The sequence below is a fragment of the Pseudomonas sp. NPDC087615 genome (assembly GCF_044743445.1).
GTDB classification, from domain to species: Bacteria; Pseudomonadota; Gammaproteobacteria; order Pseudomonadales; family Pseudomonadaceae; genus Aquipseudomonas; species Aquipseudomonas baetica_A.
In genome coordinates this window covers 139506-155586 of sequence record NZ_JBIUWM010000001.1, presented here as the reverse complement: position 1 = coordinate 155586, position 16081 = coordinate 139506, and the positions used below count along the sequence as shown (strand labels likewise).

At 59.7% G+C, this 16081-nt stretch carries 14 protein-coding genes; 6 read left to right on the top strand and 8 right to left on the bottom strand.

Going from position 1 to position 16081, the window contains the following annotated elements; translation table 11 throughout:
* Window positions 1–122: 122 nt before the first annotated feature.
* Window positions 123–1136, bottom strand: a complete 1014-nt coding sequence (locus ACIOU6_RS00635) for an aldo/keto reductase (protein ID WP_401132957.1) — start codon at window positions 1134–1136, stop codon at window positions 123–125.
* A 66-nt stretch (window positions 1137–1202) separates the two neighbouring features.
* Window positions 1203–2102, bottom strand: coding sequence for a LysR family transcriptional regulator (locus tag ACIOU6_RS00630; protein ID WP_221729763.1), 900 nt, complete (start codon window positions 2100–2102; stop codon window positions 1203–1205).
* Between the two features lie 98 nt (window positions 2103–2200).
* Here ACIOU6_RS00630 and ACIOU6_RS00625 point away from each other — a divergent pair, with 98 nt between their 5' ends.
* Window positions 2201–2557, top strand: a complete 357-nt coding sequence (locus ACIOU6_RS00625) for a hypothetical protein (protein ID WP_221729764.1) — start codon at window positions 2201–2203, stop codon at window positions 2555–2557.
* 48 nt (window positions 2558–2605) lie between these two features.
* Here the strand turns inward: ACIOU6_RS00625 and ACIOU6_RS00620 are convergent, their stop codons facing one another.
* Window positions 2606–3916 (bottom strand): MFS transporter, encoded by a 1311-nt coding sequence (locus tag ACIOU6_RS00620; protein ID WP_401132952.1) that lies wholly within the window; start codon window positions 3914–3916, stop codon window positions 2606–2608.
* A 172-nt stretch (window positions 3917–4088) separates the two neighbouring features.
* Here ACIOU6_RS00620 and ACIOU6_RS00615 point away from each other — a divergent pair, with 172 nt between their 5' ends.
* The 4 genes from ACIOU6_RS00615 (at window position 4089) to ACIOU6_RS00600 (ending at window position 9583) form a co-directional block, all read left to right on the top strand.
* Window positions 4089–5207 carry a sugar diacid recognition domain-containing protein gene (locus ACIOU6_RS00615; RefSeq protein ID WP_221729766.1) on the top strand — a complete coding sequence of 373 codons (1119 nt, stop codon included), beginning with the start codon at window positions 4089–4091 and terminating at the stop codon, window positions 5205–5207.
* 147 nt (window positions 5208–5354) lie between these two features.
* Window positions 5355–6494, top strand: a complete 1140-nt coding sequence (locus tag ACIOU6_RS00610) for a glycerate kinase (RefSeq protein ID WP_401132949.1) — start codon at window positions 5355–5357, stop codon at window positions 6492–6494.
* A gap of 234 nt (window positions 6495–6728) precedes the next feature.
* Window positions 6729–8354 carry a methyl-accepting chemotaxis protein gene (locus tag ACIOU6_RS00605; RefSeq protein ID WP_221729768.1) on the top strand — a complete coding sequence of 542 codons (1626 nt, stop codon included), beginning with the start codon at window positions 6729–6731 and terminating at the stop codon, window positions 8352–8354.
* A 41-nt stretch (window positions 8355–8395) separates the two neighbouring features.
* Window positions 8396–9583, top strand: coding sequence for a pyridoxal phosphate-dependent aminotransferase (locus ACIOU6_RS00600; RefSeq protein ID WP_221729769.1), 1188 nt, complete (start codon window positions 8396–8398; stop codon window positions 9581–9583).
* Between the two features lie 112 nt (window positions 9584–9695).
* On the opposite strand, the gene ACIOU6_RS00595 is transcribed toward ACIOU6_RS00600, so the two are convergent.
* The 5 genes from ACIOU6_RS00595 to ACIOU6_RS00575 all read right to left on the bottom strand — a co-directional run bounded on the left by ACIOU6_RS00595 (window position 9696) and on the right by ACIOU6_RS00575 (window position 15017).
* Window positions 9696–10673: a 2-hydroxyacid dehydrogenase gene (locus ACIOU6_RS00595; protein WP_401132946.1), complete on the bottom strand. Its 978-nt coding sequence runs from the start codon at window positions 10671–10673 to the stop codon at window positions 9696–9698.
* Window positions 10674–10686: 13 nt separating this feature from the next.
* Complete coding sequence (locus ACIOU6_RS00590) at window positions 10687–11985, bottom strand: MFS transporter (protein ID WP_401132944.1); 1299 nt, start codon at window positions 11983–11985, stop codon at window positions 10687–10689.
* A gap of 56 nt (window positions 11986–12041) precedes the next feature.
* Complete coding sequence (locus ACIOU6_RS00585; protein WP_401132941.1) at window positions 12042–13061, bottom strand: sugar kinase; 1020 nt, start codon at window positions 13059–13061, stop codon at window positions 12042–12044.
* On the bottom strand, window positions 13054–13836 hold the full coding sequence (locus ACIOU6_RS00580; protein ID WP_401132939.1) for an AP endonuclease: 783 nt from the start codon (window positions 13834–13836) through the stop codon (window positions 13054–13056). The genes ACIOU6_RS00585 and ACIOU6_RS00580 overlap by 8 nt, the downstream gene beginning before the upstream one ends.
* Before the next feature lie 155 nt (window positions 13837–13991).
* Window positions 13992–15017, bottom strand: a complete 1026-nt coding sequence (locus ACIOU6_RS00575; protein ID WP_401133177.1) for a LacI family DNA-binding transcriptional regulator — start codon at window positions 15015–15017, stop codon at window positions 13992–13994.
* Window positions 15018–15240: 223 nt separating this feature from the next.
* Between ACIOU6_RS00575 and ACIOU6_RS00570 the strand changes: the two genes are divergently transcribed.
* Window positions 15241–16041: a hypothetical protein gene (locus ACIOU6_RS00570; RefSeq protein WP_401132936.1), complete on the top strand. Its 801-nt coding sequence runs from the start codon at window positions 15241–15243 to the stop codon at window positions 16039–16041.
* Window positions 16042–16081 lie beyond the last annotated feature (40 nt).

Genomic DNA, 16081 nt, shown 5'->3' with positions numbered 1-16081 from the left:
GCCGGCTTGCCAGCGATGAGGCCAGAACATTCAAATCATGTGTTGAATGTGCAACTGCCATCGCGGGCAAGCTCCCACAGGAATCTTGGGTGCAGCATAGTCCGTAGAACGGTGCGAAGATTCTAGGCCTGATGCGGTTTACGCCCCGATACAAAATGGCTCACATCATTGAACCCCGGTGTCGATGAATGCCCCGGCGTCACCAGCGAATCGATAAACGCCTCATCCTCCGCCGTGATCTTCACCGCCTGCGCCTTGGTGTACGCATCCCATTGCGCCTCGGTTCGTGGCCCGACAATCGCCGACGTTACCGCGCTGTTGTTCAACACCCAGGCAATCGCAAATTCAACCATCCCGACCCCGCGCTGTTCGGTGTACTGGTGAATTTGCTGGGCAATGCGCAACGACTCCACGCGCCATTCGGTTTCCAGAATGCGTTTGTCCTGACGCCCGGCGCGGCTGTTGGCGTCGGGTTTCACGTCCGGCGCGTATTTGCCACTGAGAACGCCACGGGCCAGCGGGCTATAGGGCACCACCCCCAAGCCATAGGTTTGCGCAGCCGTGATTTGCTCAGCCTCGGCCTGACGGTTGACGATGTTGTACAGCGGCTGGCTGATCACCGGGCGATCGACGCCGAGGTTGTCAGCGATGCGAATCACCTCGGCAATCCGCCAGCCCCGGTAGTTCGACAGGCCCCAGTAACGAATCTTGCCCTGACGGATCAGATCGCCAATCGCCGACACGGTGACTTCCAGCGGCGTGTTGTGGTCTTCGCGGTGCAGGTAATAGATGTCGAGATAGTCAGTGGCCAGACGCGTCAGGCTGGCATCGAGGCCGTTGAAGATGTGTTTGCGGCTTAAACCGCTGCGGTTCGGCACACCGTCCACCGGGCCAAAACCGACCTTGCTCGCCAATACCCAGTCATGCCGATGGCGGGCAATCGCTTCGCCGACGATTTCCTCCGAGCGACCTTGGGTGTAGACGTCTGCGGTGTCGATGAAGTTGATGCCCTGATCCCACGCCTTGTCGATGATGCGCAGCGACTCCTCGGTGCTGGTCTGTTCGCCAAACATCATCGTGCCGAGGGTGAGGGTGGACACCTGCAAACCCGAGTGCCCCAGTGTGCGATAGCTCATGCCGAAATCCTTTTGTCGGTGGGAAAGCCAATCAAATACCAGAACCATCGGATGCGGCAAAGTGAATTATCGACTCAACCCAAGGCAGCGTTCCCGTAAAAATGCCTGCAACACCCTGACCCTTTCCGATACCTGCAGTCGATGCGGGCACAGTAAATTGAACGGCACGCTTTCACCCTGCCAGTCATCAAACAGCGTTACCAACCGCCCGGCGCGCACGTCTTCGGCAACGTCTAGCCAGGCTTTGTAGGCGATGCCATGGCCGGCCAATGCCCAGCGGCGGGCGACTTCGCCGTCGTCGCTGAGGTAATCACCATCAACATCGACGTCCAGCACTTGATCGCCGCGACTGAAGTGCCAAGTGTTATAGGGCCCGCCATTACGCAAGTAGAGCAGGGCGCTGTGTTCACTTAATTCAGTCGGGGAGTGCGGGGTGCCATGTCGGGCCAGATAGTCGGGGCTGGCGCAGGCAACGCGCCGATGCTGGGGCACAATGGGTAGCGCCACCAGCGTCGAATCACTTGGCACGCCGAAGCGCAGTGCGACGTCCACGGTTTCGCGAAACAGATCCGCATGCCGGTCGTTGAGCAGCAGTTGCAGTCGAATATTGGGGTGCGCGCGCTTGAAATCATCCAGCCACGGCAGTAACACATTGCGCCCGAAGTCCGACGGCGCCGCCAGTTGCAGCACGCCGCTCAGGCCCTCGGTCTGCGGCTTGAGCGCCTGCTCACCCTCGGCCAGCGTCGCCAGTGCCAAGCGGACACTGTCCAGATAACGCCGGCCCTCTTCTGTCAGGCGCATGCTACGAGTGGAACGGGCGAGCAGGCGGGTGCCGAGGCGGGTTTCCAGGCGTTTCAACGCAATACTGGCGGCGGCCGGCGTCAGTTCCAGCGTGCGGGCAGCGGCGGAAATGCTGCCGGAATCGGCGACGCGGACGAAGATCTCCAGATCGAGAATCGAGCTCATTGGTAAAAATCCTTTAAAGATCTTTGCGTTTTAGCCGGATTTTTCGGTGATTGGCAAGCGTGGATACTGCAATCAATGAACAATCGCAGGAGATGAGCATGGCCTGGACATTCGATCATCTGGCTTTCAACACCGCTGACGGCCAAGCGCTGCAAGACAATTTTCAAGCACTGCTCGGCCTCGCGCCGGGGCGTCGCCCACCGTTTCCGTTTCCCGGTCGCTGGCTCTATCAGGACGCGCAGGCCATGGTGCATGTGATCGAGCAACCGATGCTGGATGACACGGCGTTGAGCCACATCGCGTTTCGTACCGATGAGCCCGCAGAAGCCGTGTTGCAGCGGGTGCGTGAAAGTGGGTTGCCGTACCAATTGGCGCAAGTGCCTGAGGATGGCATCTGGCAGATTTTCGTGCAGATGCCGGGGGGTGTGGTGATTGAGTTGGATGCGATGCCCTGAAAGCAAAAGATCGCAGCAGGCTGCGATCTTTTGATCTGTACGATCTGATCAGGCACGCAGCGTGCGCGTCGTCCGCAACGCCAGCAAACTCCCGCCGACAATCACCCCGGCCAGCAGGTACAACGCCAAATCGGTCGAGCCCGTGCTGTCCTTGACCCAACCCACCAGATACGGGCTGAGGAACCCGGCCATCTGCCCCATCGAGTTGATCAACGCCAGACCACCCGCTGCCGCGCCTGCACTGAGCATCGCCGTCGGCACCGGCCAGAACATTGGCAGGCCGGTGAGGGCGCCCATGGTCGCGATGGTCAACCCCAGAATCGCAATCGCCGGGTTGGCGGCGAAATTCACCGCGATGATCAGACCGATAGCCCCCATCAGCATCGGCACCACCAGATGCCAGCGACGTTCTTTACGCAAGTCTGCCGAACGACCTACCATCAGCATAAACACCGCTGCCAGCAGATACGGGATCGCGCTCAGCCAGCCGATCACCAGGTTGTCGCTGAAACCGAGGTTCTTGATGATCGACGGCAGCCAGAAGTTGATCGCGTAGACGCCGCTCTGGATGCAGAAATAGATCAGGCCAAACGCCCAGATCGCCGGATTTTTGAACACTGCGATCAGCGAGTCCGAAGTGGTTTTCGGCTTGTTGGCCAGGTCTTCGGCCTGATCCGCTTCCAGCACAGAGCGCTCATGCGCGGTCAGCCATTTGGCAGTGGCAAAGTTGTCGCTGAGCAGGAAATACGCCAGCGCGCCCAGCACCACGGTCGGAATGCCTTGCAGCAGGAACATCCACTGCCAACCGGCCAAACCACCTTGTCCAGCGGCGAAGTGGTTGAGAATCCAACCCGAAAATGGGCTGCCGAGCAACCCGGAGACCGGGATCGCCGACATGAACAGCGCCATGATCCGGCCACGGCGGAAGGTGGGGAACCACTGCGAGAGGTACAACACCACGCCTGGGAAGAACCCGGCTTCAGCCGCACCGGTAAACAAACGTAAGGTGTAGAACTCGGTCGGTGTGGTGACGAACAACAGGCAGGTCGACAAGACGCCCCAGGTGATCATCATCACCGCGATCCAGCGCCGTGGCCCGAATTTGCTCAGCGCCAGGTTGCTCGGTACGCCGCACAGCACGTAGCCGATGAAGAAGATACCAGCACCGAGGCCGTACACGGTTTCGCTGAATTTCAGTGCATCAAGCATCTGCAGTTTGGCGAATCCAACGTTGACCCGGTCGAGGTAGTTGAACAAGTAGCAGATGAAAATGAAGGGGATTAAACGCAGGGTGACGCGTTTATAAACGGCATTCTTAACGTCATCGATGGTCTGGGTAGCTGCGGCGCTCTGCGACATAGCGGCTCTCTCTTTATTATGATTTTTTGCGATGCAACGGGTAACGTTGATCGCCCCGAGAGTCTCGGCCACCTGTGGCCGGATTGTCTTTGTGCCTGAGCACAGGGTTTACCGCCAGACCCTGTGCGGCTGAACAACGTGTCCGCACCTGCTTTCAAGGATTTCAGCGCTTATGTTCGAACTCGACCACGACCTCGCCCAAGACATCGTTGACCGGGCCATGGCCATTTTGCCCTACAACGTCAACGTCATGGACAGCCAGGGGTTGATACTTGGCAGTGGCGAACCGGAGCGCATCAACACCCGTCATGAAGGTGCGCAACTGGTGCTGGCGAATGGTCGGGTGGTGGAGATCGACGGCCCGACTGCCCTGCATTTGAAAGGCGTGCAGCCTGGCATCAACCTGCCGCTGCTGCTCGATCAACGCTTGATCGGCGTGCTTGGCATCACCGGCGAGCCGGAGCAATTGCGCACGTACGCCGAACTGGTGCGCATGACGGCGGAAATGCTGGTGGGCCAGCGCAATCAGCAGGCCGAACAGCAATGGCGCCGTCAGCGTTGCGATGATCTGTTGGCGTTGTTGCTGAGCGAAGCGGGGGATTCGCCGCGCTTGGTCGACGAGGCGCAGCAGATGGGGCTCAAGCCGCAATTGACCCGCGTGCCGTATCTGTTCGAGTTGGGGCAGGAACATGGGCCGGGGCAAACCGTCGAGGCGCTGAGTGCCTGGTTGATGTCGCGTTACCCGGATAGCTGGTGCGTCAGTTCGGCGAAGTCGTCGCTGCTCTGGTGTCGGCCGGCGAGCCAGAGCATGGAGCATGATCGTTTGCTGGAGAAGCTTGATGGCCTGGGCTGGAATATTCTGCGCATCGCCGTCGGCGGGCAGGCGGATGGGCTGGTCGGGTTGCGTCGTTGTTATCGACGGGTTGGCGATTTGCTCGCTTATGGCCGTGAGGTGCTGCCGCACTCGCGATTGCTGATCCTCAATCGTTATCGGCTGCCGGTCATGTTGTGGCGCCATCGCAACGATGATGCGCTGGACGAGTTACTCAAACCGCTGCGCAAAGTCATCGCCAAGGACGGTAACGGCCAGTTACTGGCGACGCTGCGCAGTTGGTGTGAACACGATGGGCAGAGTCAGGCGTGTGCCGATGCGCTGGGGATTCACCGCAATAGCCTGCGCTATCGGATGGAGCGGATTGCCGAGATCAGTGGAGTGGACCCGTTACGGCTGGAGGGGATGCTGGCGCTGTATCTTGGCGTGCAGCTTTTGCCGCAGACAGACCCGGGTTAGTCGCTGATCTCAATGACGCCTTCGCGAGCACGTCTTCATGGCTTTTGTAGAAATGAACAATAAACGCCCGCGCCCATTGTGCGGCGGACAGGCGTCAATGCGCATGCCGACTGGCAGCATGAGGGGCATTGGAACTGGAGAATTCACATGAAGATCGTCATCGCCCCCGATTCGTTCAAGGACAGCCTGAGTGCCCAAGGCGTCGCCGAGGCCATTGCGCTGGGGCTGGCGCAAGTCTGGCCGCACGCCACGCTGGTCAAATGCCCCATGGCTGACGGCGGCGAAGGCACGGTCGAGTCGATTCTCGCCGCGTGCGAAGGCGAGTTGCGCCGCACCCGCGTGCGTGGCCCGTTGGGCGCACCGGTTGACGCGGCGTGGGGCTGGTTGCCGCACAACCACACGGCGATCATCGAAATGGCCGAGGCCAGCGGCCTGCAATTGGTGCCGCCGGGGCAGCGTGATGCGTGTATCAGCAGCACCTTCGGCACCGGCGAGCTGATTCGCGCCGCTCTGGATGCAGGGGCACAACGGGTGATCCTGGCGATTGGCGGCAGTGCGACCAATGACGGCGGCGCCGGGGCAATGCAGGCGTTGGGGATCAAACTGCTTGATGCACAAGGGCAGACGCTGGTGCCGGGCGGTCTGGCGTTGGCGCAATTGGCGCGGCTGGATCTCACTGGCCTGGACGAGCGTCTGGCCGAGGTGCGTTTTGACATCGCGGCGGACGTCAACAACCCGCTGTGCGGCCCCCACGGTGCTTCGGCGATCTTTGGTCCGCAGAAAGGTGCATCGCCTGCGCAGGTTCAACAACTGGACCTGGCCCTTGGGCACTACGCCGAACTCTGCGCGCAGGCGTTAGGCAAAGACGTTCGCGATGAACCGGGCAGCGGGGCGGCGGGTGGCTTGGGTTTTGCCGCCAAGGCATTTCTCGGCGCGCAATTTCAGGCGGGCGTTGATGTGGTCGCCGAGCTGGTGGGGCTGGCAGAAGCGGTAAAAGGCGCCGATCTGGTCATCACCGGCGAAGGGCGTTTCGACGCGCAGACCTTGCGCGGCAAGACCCCGTTCGGCGTGGCGCGGATTGCCAAACAGCACAAGGTGCCGGTGATCGTCATCGCCGGGACATTGGGCGAGGGTTATCAGGAGCTCTACGCCCATGGCATCGATGCAGCATTCGCTGTGACCAGTGGCCCGATGACGCTTGAAAATGCCTGCGCCGAAGCGCCTCGGCTGTTGCGTGAGCGTGCCACTGATATCGCGCGTGTCTGGCAACTCTCCAGCCAACGCTGACCCACTCTGGAGCCACCTTCGGCTGCTCCGCAATCAGGGTGTGCACACTGCTTCAGTTGTGTAACACCCTGAAAAATATTTACGCTTGACCCAAAATCTTCCTAAAGCCTGGCCGATATAACCAATAGGCGCGCACAAGAACATCAACCCCCGTGACGCCGGACTGAAGCCTGCTTCACAGGCCAATGATCACGGCAAGGACGCTCGTAGTTTCTATCTTTCGAGAGTCCATCTATGTCCTTGCGTAACCTGAATATCGCGCCCCGTGCTTTCCTCGGTTTTGCCTTTATCGCCTTGCTGGTGATTGTGCTCGGCATGTTCGCCGTCAATCGAATGTCGACCATCCGCCAGGCCTCCATCGACATGGACACCAACCAACTGCCGAGCGTGACGCAGCTCGGCGTAATGACGGAAAACGTTCTGCGCCTGCGGATTCTGTCGTTCCGCGTGTTGGTCAATCGCGAACCGGCCGGTTTACAGGAAGCACAGACCCGCATTGCTGTGCTGGTCGATAAAGTCCGCAGCGCCCAGGCCGCCTATGCCGCGCTGCCGGCAGGCACAGAAGAGCGAGCGCTGTATCAGACCTTCACGGCGACGCTGGACAACTATCTGCAAGCGCAAAACCAGATGTTGGAGCTGTCCCGTCAGGACAAGCTCGATGAATTGCGCACGCTGATCAACACGCGGATCAAGGACGGCACCGACCGGATGGGCGAGCAGCTCAACAAACTGATCGCGATCAACGGTGCAGGGGCGAAAGCAGCCTCCGAGCAGGCCAGTGACCATTACGACAGCGCCATCACCGGCATCATCATTGTCGCGGTCGTTGCCGCGCTGGCGACCGTTTTGCTGGCCTGGCTGCTGACCCGCAGCATCGTCACACCGCTGAACCGCGCAGTGGCGGCCGCGCAAACCATCGCCGGCGGCAACCTCACCACCCTCATCGAAGTCGATGGCAAGGACGAACCGGCGCGCCTGCTCGAAGCCCTTGTGGCCATGCAAACGAACCTGCGTAAAACCATCGAGCAGATTGCCGGTTCCGCCACACAGTTGGGGGCCGCCGCCGAGGAACTCAGCGCCGTGACCGAAGAGGCCTCCCGTGGCCTGCAACAGCAGAACAACGAAATCGAACAAGCCGCCACCGCTGTCAACGAGATGACCGCCGCTGTTGAAGAAGTGGCGCGCAATGCCGTGTCGACCTCCGAAGCCTCGAACCAATCGACCCACGCCGCGCGCGAAGGTCGCGATCAGGTGGTGAAAACCGTCGACGCGATCCAGACCATGACCCACGACGTGCAGAACACCGCACACATGGTCGAAGGCCTCGCTGCACAGGGGCGCGACATCGGCAAAGTGCTCGATGTGATCCGCGCCATCGCCGAACAGACCAACCTGCTGGCTCTAAACGCAGCCATCGAAGCGGCACGTGCCGGTGAGGCCGGACGCGGTTTCGCCGTGGTTGCCGACGAAGTGCGAGCGCTGGCCCATCGCACGGCGCAGTCAACGCAGGAAATCGAAAAAATGGTTGCCGGCATCCAGAACGGCACTGGCGAAGCGGTTTCGTCGATGCAGCAAAGCAACCAGCGCACCCAAACCACGCTGGAAATGGCCCGCGCCGCCGGTGTGGCACTGGAGCAAATCACTCAGTCGATCCACCAGATCAACGAGCGCAACCTGGTGATCGCCAGCGCCTCGGAAGAGCAGGCGCAGGTGTCCCGTGAAGTTGACCGCAATCTCGTCAACATCCGCGACCTGGCCACGCAATCGGCTGCAGGCGCCAACCAGACCAGCGCCGCGACCCACGAACTGTCGCGTTTGGCGGCGGATTTGAACGCCATGGTGGCGCGTTTTGTGATTTGAGATAGGGTGAAGGCTGGAGACCGCGCCATCAGGAGACGTACATGCGCTATTCAGCCTTGACCCAACGAATCGCCGGGGAGGGTGCAGCGGCTTGGCAGATTCACGACCGAGCGCTGGCGTTGCGCGCCGAGGGTGTCGATATCTTGCTGCTGAGCGTGGGCGATCCGGATTTCGATACACCGTTGCCCATCGTCCATGGTGCCATCGACAGTTTGCTGGCAGGTGATACCCATTATTCCGAAGTGCGCGGCCGCTTGGCGCTACGCCAGTTGATTGCCGCACGCCATCGGCGGCGCAGTGGTCAAGCGGTCGATGCCGACCATGTGATTGTCATGCCCGGCGCGCAATGCGCGGTGTATTCGGTGGCGCAATGCCTGCTCGATCCGGGTGACGAGGTGATTGTCGCCGAGCCGATGTACGTGACCTACGAAGGCGTGTTTGGCGCCTGTGGCGCGACGGTGGTGCCGGTGCCGGTACGGCCGGAAAACGGCTTTCGCGTAGACCCCGCCGATGTCGCCGCACGCATCACCCCCAAGACCCGCGCCATGCTGCTCAACAGTCCGAACAATCCCAGCGGTGCCAGCCTGCCGCTGCTGATCTGGCAGGAACTGGCGACCTTGTGCATTCGTCACGATTTGTGGCTGATCAGCGACGAGGTCTACAGCGAACTGCTTTACGAGGGCGAGCACGTCAGCCCGGCGAGCCTGCCGGGCATGGCCGAGCGCACCGCGACGATCAATAGCCTGTCCAAATCCCACGCCATGACCGGCTGGCGCATCGGCTGGATGATCGGGCCGAAATCATTGGCTGAGCACTTGGTAAACCTGTCGCTGAGCATGTTGTTCGGCTTGCCGGATTTCGTCCAGAAAGCCGCGCAAGTGGCGCTGGAAACGGATTTGCCCGAAGTGACGCAGATGCGCGAGGAGTATCGCCTGCGTCGCGATCTGGTGTGCGAGCGGTTGCGCGGCTGTCCGGGTTTGCAGCCGATCCGGCCGGATGGCGGGATGTTCGTGATGGTCGATGTCCGCCAGACCGGGCTCGGCGCGCAGGCGTTTGCCGAGCGGTTGCTGGAGGGCTATGGCGTGTCGGTGCTGGCGGGTGAGGCATTCGGGCCGAGTGCGGCGGGGCATATTCGCATCGGGTTGGTGGTGGACAGGGTGAAACTGGCCGATGCCTGTGCGCGGATTGCCCTGTGTGCGGCGCAGTTGTTACAGATGCGCCGTGCCTGAGGGGTTTTGTGTTGTCTGAACGGGCCCCTTCGCGAGCAAGCGCGCTCCCACAGTGGTGTGCATTTCAAATGCGGGCTCGCTCGCGAAAACGGTTTTTCAGGCGACAGTTTTTTCAGCCTTGCCAGGCCAATGGATTGACCAGATTCAAAGGCTTCTCCCCACCCAACGCCAGCAACAGATTCTCCACCGCACGGCGCGCCATCGCCTCGCGTGTCTCGTGGGTCGCCGATCCCATATGCGGCGTGGCGACCACATTATTGAGCTGCAACAACGGCGAGTCCTGATTCAACGGCTCACGCTCGAACACATCAAGGCCCGCCGCGCGAATTCGGTTATGCCGCAGTGCATCGATCAGCGCCGCCTCATTGACCACTTTGCCCCGGGAGATATTGATGAAGATGCTTTCCGGGCGCATCAACGCGAACTGTTCAGCGCCGATCAGCCCTTCTGTCTGCGCCGTCAGCGGCAAGGTCAGACAGATGAAATCGGCTTGCTTCAACAAGTCTTCAAGGCTGCGGTACTGCGCATCAAAGCGATCCTCGACTGCCGGCTTACGCGACTGGCTGTGATAGATCACCGGCATGCCAAAGCCGAAATGTCCGCGCTGGGCCAATGCCTCGCCAATGCGGCCCATGCCGATGATGCCCAGCGTCTTGCCGTGCACATCGGTGCCGAAATGTGCCGGCCCGATGCTGCGCTGCCATTGGCCGCTGCGCACCATGTTCGCCAGTTCCACCACCCGCCGGGCAGCGGCGAGGATCAAGGCGAAACCGGTGTCGGCGGTGGTTTCGGTGAGTACGTCCGGGGTGTTGGTCAGCAGAATCTTGCGCCGCGTCAGGTAGTCGATGGCGTAGTTGTCGACGCCCACCGAGACGCTGGCAATCGCCTCCAGTTGCGGCGCCAGATCCAGCAATGCGGCGTCGATTTTCAGGCTGGCACCGAGCAAGCCGTGGGCGCGGGGCAGGGCGTTGCGCAGTTGCATGAGTCCGTCGGCGTCGAGGCTTTCAACCAACGTCACTTCGACGTGTTCTTGCAGGCGCGTCATCAGCGCCGGCGAAAGTTTCTTGTACAACACGACCTGTTTTTTCATGGCAAAAATCTCTTCAGGAATGAGCCGGCACCGGACGCTTGGCCACGGCTTTGGGCGCGACGCGATCACTGGCGCCGGGCTTGAGGAAAATCGTCAGCACCACCGACAGCATGAGCGCGCCGCTCATCAGCAGGTACGAAGCACCGGGTGAACCGGTCGAGCTGTTCAAATAACCAACCAGATAGGAGCCGCCGAACGAACCGAGCGCGCCCATGCTATTGATCAGCGCCATCGCGCCACCGGCAACGTTGGCCGGCAGAATTTCCGGCACGATTGCGAAGAACGGCCCATAGGGTGCGTACATGCACGCGCCGGCAATCACCAGCAGCGTGTACGACCACCAGAAATGATCGGCACCGAGCACGTAGGAACCATAAAAGGCAATCGAGGCGATCAGCAGCGGCGGCCAGACGAAACGTTTGCGCTTTTGCAGTTTGTCCGAGCCCCACGAGACGGCGAGCATGCCAATTACCGCCGCCAGATACGGCAGCGCCGACAGCCAGCCAGCCTCAATCATGTCCATTTGCGCGCCGGCCTTGAGGATCGACGGCAGCCACAGCACAAAGCCGTAGACGCCAATGCTCCAGCAGAAAAACTGCAGGGCCAGAATGATCACCTTCGGCGACCGGAACGCCTCGGCGTAGTTCTTCACCGCTTTGATGCCGACCTGTTCGGCGGCCAGGGCGCTTTCCAGATCCTGTTTTTCCTGGTCGGTAAGCCATGTGGCCTGGGCCGGACGATCATCGGCCAAACGCCACCAGATAAACGCCCACAGCACCGCCGGCAAGCCTTCGATGATGAACATCCAGCGCCAACTGAAATGCTGCACCAGATACCCGGAAACCACCGACATCCACAGCATCGTCACCGGGTTGCCGAGGATCAGAAAGGTGTTGGCGCGCGAGCGTTCGGCACGGGTGAACCAGTGGCACAGGTAAACCAGCATCGCCGGCATGACCGCCGCTTCGACAACGCCGAGCATGAAGCGGATGACGATCAACCAGTAGGCGTTGGAGACCACGCCGGTCAGCGTGGCGAGGCCACCCCAAAGGATCAGACTGACGAAAATCAGTTTCTTCACGCTGTGTTTTTGCGCGTAGATGGCACCCGGGACCTGGAAGAAAAAGTAGCCGAGGAAGAACAGCGCGCCGAGCAGCGAGGACAGGCCCGGCGTGATCATCAGGTCGGCGGCCATGCCGGACGCGGCGGCGAAACCGTAATTGGCGCGATCGAGGTACGCCAGGCTGTAGGTGATGAACACAATCGGCATGATGTACCACCAGCGGCGGGCGGCGAGCGTTGCGGTTTTCATGGTGTTGCTCCTGAGCTTGTTGTTTTTGTCGCAGCAGGTTCAAATTTTTACGCTGATCAAGCGGGCCTCTTCGCTAGTAGGCCCGCTCCCACAGTGGAATGCGTTTCATATGTGGGAGCGGGCGTGCTCGCGAAGGCGGCTTCAAATTCAGTACAGAGTTCAACTCGAGTCGGCAGCCCCTCCATATCGCCGCGACTCTGCACCGCCCGACTGCCAATCCAGTTCGCACGCTGCACCGCCTCGGCAAAACTCTGATGTTCCAGCAGGGCACTGATCATCCCCACCGCAAAGCCATCGCCGGCACCCACCGTGTCGATGACATTGGCCACCGGCACCCCGGCGACAAATCCCTGGTCCAGATGCGTTCGGTAATAGGCACCCTCTGGCCCAAGCTTGATCGCTACCGCCTCAGCACCTTGATCCAGATAAAACGCCGCAATGTCCGCAGGGGCGTCGAGACCGGTGAGCAAACGACCTTCGCTCAACCCCGGCAGTACCCAATGGGCGAGGGCGGCGAGGCGGTTGATTTCGGTGATCATCTCGCCCTCACTGGCCCACAGGCTCGGGCGCAGATTGGGGTCGAACGACACGCTACGCCCGGCATTGCGCATGCGGGTCATCAACTCAGCGGACATCTCTCGCGCCGATGCCGACAGCGCTGGCGCAATGCCCGTCGCATGAAGATGCCGGGCGTTCAGCAGGCTTTCGGTGATTGAACGTGGCGACAGATAACTGGCCGCCGAGCCTCGACGGAAATATTCGACTTGCGGGTCGCTGCCATCGTCGGTGCGGGACTTGAACTGGAAACCAGTGGGGTGCGCCTTGTCGACATCAACATGGCTGCAATCCAGACCTTCCTTGATCAAGGTCTCGACCACAAAGCGTCCGAGCGAATCGTTGCCGACCCGACTCAGCCAAGCCACATTGAACCCCAGCCGCGAAAGCCCGATTGCCACGTTGCTATCGGCTCCGGCAATACGTTTATGGAAGTGCTCGACCGCCGCCAGATCACCGCATTGCTCGGCCACCAGCATCGCCATGGTTTCGCCAAACGACAGAATATCGATCTCAGACATGAGCAGGCTCCAGACGGCATTGGCCGAGACGGGCGAGGGTGGCGACGTGTTCGCGGGTCAACTCGACCAGATCATCACCCTGCAATGGATACTCGGCCGCGCGCATAACGCCTTGAGCCATGTGCCTCAGCAGTTGTTCCCACAAATGCAGATCGCTCGCGGCGGGCGGCACTGACACCAGTTTGCCGTCGGGGCGGCGGGCCACGGCTTTGCAATGCACATAACCAACGTGGCGACCGAGCAGGCGCGCGGCGCAGGTGGCGGACTGGTCTTGCCACTGCCAGTTGCCGATGTCGAAGGTCATTTTGATCGGCAGGTTGTGTTCTTCGACGGCAGTGAAGAACCGCTGAAACGGCTCGATCCGCCCGCCGTGCAGAGTCTGGTCGTTCTCTACCAGCAACTGCACCTCGCTATTGCTGAGCAATTGCTTCAGGGCTGACAGATCGCAGTTGTCGGTGAAGTAGCCGAGTGAAACTTTCAGCCACTTCGAACCGAACGCCTCGGCGTGTTGCAGGGCAGTAATCAACTCCGGGTTGGGATGGGACTGGCCGGCCAGCCACAGTTCGGTCGGCGACGAATAGATGCTTTGCAAACCCAGCGCCTGAGTGGCGGCGCTCAACTGCAGGGGTACTTCACGGGTCAGCAATTCCTCGCGCCACTCGATGCGATCAGCTCCGGCGGCAGCCAATACGTCGATAAAAAAATCTTGCCCGCGCAGGCGTACAAGCTCGGCGCCGTAGCTGGACAGGCTGATGGAAACAGCAGGTCTATTCATTGTTGTGTACCTCTGAAACCGGTTTCATTTTTGTTTAAATTTTTTTCAGATGTTTCTCTGTTGTTCCTTCGGGCCCTTTCGCGAGCAAGCCCACTGCCACCCTGGAATGCGATCCCATTGTGGGATCGGGCTTGCTCGCGAAGAGGCCAGATCAGTCACCGCAGAATCCCGAGGGTCGAACCCCGCTCAACCAGCACCGGCGCAAAATCCAGCACCCGCGCCGCTTCATCATTCCCACGCAAACGCTTGAGCAAACACTCAAACGCCCGCGCGCCAATCTCCTCCGTCGGTTGGGCGAGCGCAGTGATCCCGCTACCCACCAATGGATACCAATCCAGATCATCCAGGGCGATGAGCCCGACATCCTCGAACAGCCGCGAACCGATCGTCCGCAACGCATGGGTCGCCGCCAGCGCCGCCACACCGTTGGCGCAGAACAGCGCCTTCGGCCTGGTATCTGGCGTGTTTAGAAAAATGTGAAGCTGAGTGGCCAAATCGTTGCCGGTTTCCAGCACCGCCCCGGTCAAATCGGAACGTTGAGCAATTTGCGCCTGAAAACTGCTGACTCGCTCGATCCGCGAACTGGTGCCGTCATAGGGTTCTGTGACCAGCAACACATCGCGATAGCCACGCTGTTGAAGATGGGCTAGGGCCATTTCAACGGCTTGCGGGTTGTTTAGTCCGATCATGTCGCTGTCGAGCCCCTCGACCTTGCGATCCACCAGCACCAGCGGCATCTCGCGGTGCAACTCGTGCAATTCGTCACGGTGATGGCCGAGGGTGTTCACGATCAGTCCTTCGATGTTGTAAGAGCACAACAACGCCAGATGCTGGCGTTCCTGCTCGTCATCGCGGTCGGTGTTGCACACCACAAGGCTGTAGCCGTGCGCACGGCAGGCGGTTTCCACCCCGTGCATCACAGCAATCGAATAAGGGTTGCGGATATCGGCCACCAGCATGCCGATCAGGCGTGTGCGTCCGCGTTTAAGGCCGCGGGCCATCTGATTTGGCCGATAGCCGAGTTCGCTGATTGCCTGCTCGATACGCAAGGCAATGGCATCGGAGAGCAGGGCGCGGTCATCGCCGATGAAGCGCGAGACGCTGGCCTTGGAAACACCGGCGCGCTCGGCGACGTCGAGCATGGTGACGCGGCTGCGCTGGGCGGTGGAAAAATTGTTCAAGGTCTGGATCTTCTTGTAGTTGATGTTCCTGAAACCGGTTTCAGATAACACCATGTTCGGTGATTACGTCAAGTGAATGGAGCTTTCAGAGGGGCGTCGGCCCTACTGAAAACCGACGAGCGGTCATAAAACCTGTCAGATATGACAGTAGGCAATTCTCGAAGCAAGACGTTTAATCTTTTTACAGACATTGAGTAACTTTATAGCTTAGAGAGGACGCGTCATGTCAACTACAGGTCCACTAGACTTTAAGCAACCGAGTGTGATCGGGGTGGAAGATCCAGATATTGATCCGGACGGTCACATTCCGTTGGAGTTATTGCTGACGAAGATCGAGGTCATTGTTCCTCTATGGCCCAGTTATGCGACGGGACCTGAAGATCGTGATTTGTTGATTGTTTGTTTCAAACAGTCCGGACAGCCATTGGTGCAAATTGAAAATATCTACAAGGCTGGTGATATAAAGCCGCAGTTTATTATACCCATTGATGCCAGCCATTTGCAGGTCAACGGCGTTGGAGAACTTTGGTATGAGGTCTTTGATTCCGCCGACCATCCATCGAAGTCTGTGCGTCGTAATCTGACGATTGATCACACACCTATTCCAGTCGACCTGAAACAACCAGGCTTTCCTCATAAAAATAATTATGGCTACTTGAACTGTGATACCGATCCGCCGTTGTGGAATGGCGTTACGGTGTCCGTTCCCGCTCTAACGGGCTTCAAGGTTGGAGATCGTGTGGAGCTGCTCTGGAGAGGATATACAAGTTTAAACGGTAGTAGTGTCGAGTATGTGCGGGCGCGCAAGAGGGTCGTGCGCCCGGCATTGAGTGACGAGGATATAAAAGGCGGTTACTTAGTGGTTATCGAGCCATACGATGTTCATATAAAGCCTATGGTTGAAAAATCATCTGCGATTGTTCGATATAAAGTTTATCGAGGTCGAAAGCTCGTTGGTGTATCCGAAAAAGGGTCGGTCAAAATTGACAGAGTCAGAGCTGGCAAACCTCCATGCGGGCCGTAAAGAGCATGGAATGTAAGTAGGAAAGAAATAACAATCAGTT

Excerpts from the sequence above, each read along its gene's own strand:
- ACIOU6_RS00635 (WP_401132957.1), bottom strand. The coding sequence starts at position 1,136 with ATGAGCTATCGCACACTGGGGCACTCGGGTTTGCAGGTGTCCACCCTC.
- ACIOU6_RS00630 (WP_221729763.1), bottom strand. The coding sequence starts at position 2,102 with ATGAGCTCGATTCTCGATCTGGAGATCTTCGTCCGCGTCGCCGATTCC.
- ACIOU6_RS00625 (WP_221729764.1), top strand. The coding sequence starts at position 2,201 with ATGGCCTGGACATTCGATCATCTGGCTTTCAACACCGCTGACGGCCAA.
- ACIOU6_RS00620 (WP_401132952.1), bottom strand. The coding sequence starts at position 3,916 with ATGTCGCAGAGCGCCGCAGCTACCCAGACCATCGATGACGTTAAGAAT.
- ACIOU6_RS00615 (WP_221729766.1), top strand. The coding sequence starts at position 4,089 with ATGTTCGAACTCGACCACGACCTCGCCCAAGACATCGTTGACCGGGCC.
- ACIOU6_RS00610 (WP_401132949.1), top strand. The coding sequence starts at position 5,355 with ATGAAGATCGTCATCGCCCCCGATTCGTTCAAGGACAGCCTGAGTGCC.
- ACIOU6_RS00605 (WP_221729768.1), top strand. The coding sequence starts at position 6,729 with ATGTCCTTGCGTAACCTGAATATCGCGCCCCGTGCTTTCCTCGGTTTT.
- ACIOU6_RS00600 (WP_221729769.1), top strand. The coding sequence starts at position 8,396 with ATGCGCTATTCAGCCTTGACCCAACGAATCGCCGGGGAGGGTGCAGCG.
- ACIOU6_RS00595 (WP_401132946.1), bottom strand. The coding sequence starts at position 10,673 with ATGAAAAAACAGGTCGTGTTGTACAAGAAACTTTCGCCGGCGCTGATG.
- ACIOU6_RS00590 (WP_401132944.1), bottom strand. The coding sequence starts at position 11,985 with ATGAAAACCGCAACGCTCGCCGCCCGCCGCTGGTGGTACATCATGCCG.
- ACIOU6_RS00585 (WP_401132941.1), bottom strand. The coding sequence starts at position 13,061 with ATGTCTGAGATCGATATTCTGTCGTTTGGCGAAACCATGGCGATGCTG.
- ACIOU6_RS00580 (WP_401132939.1), bottom strand. The coding sequence starts at position 13,836 with ATGAATAGACCTGCTGTTTCCATCAGCCTGTCCAGCTACGGCGCCGAG.
- ACIOU6_RS00570 (WP_401132936.1), top strand. The coding sequence starts at position 15,241 with ATGTCAACTACAGGTCCACTAGACTTTAAGCAACCGAGTGTGATCGGG.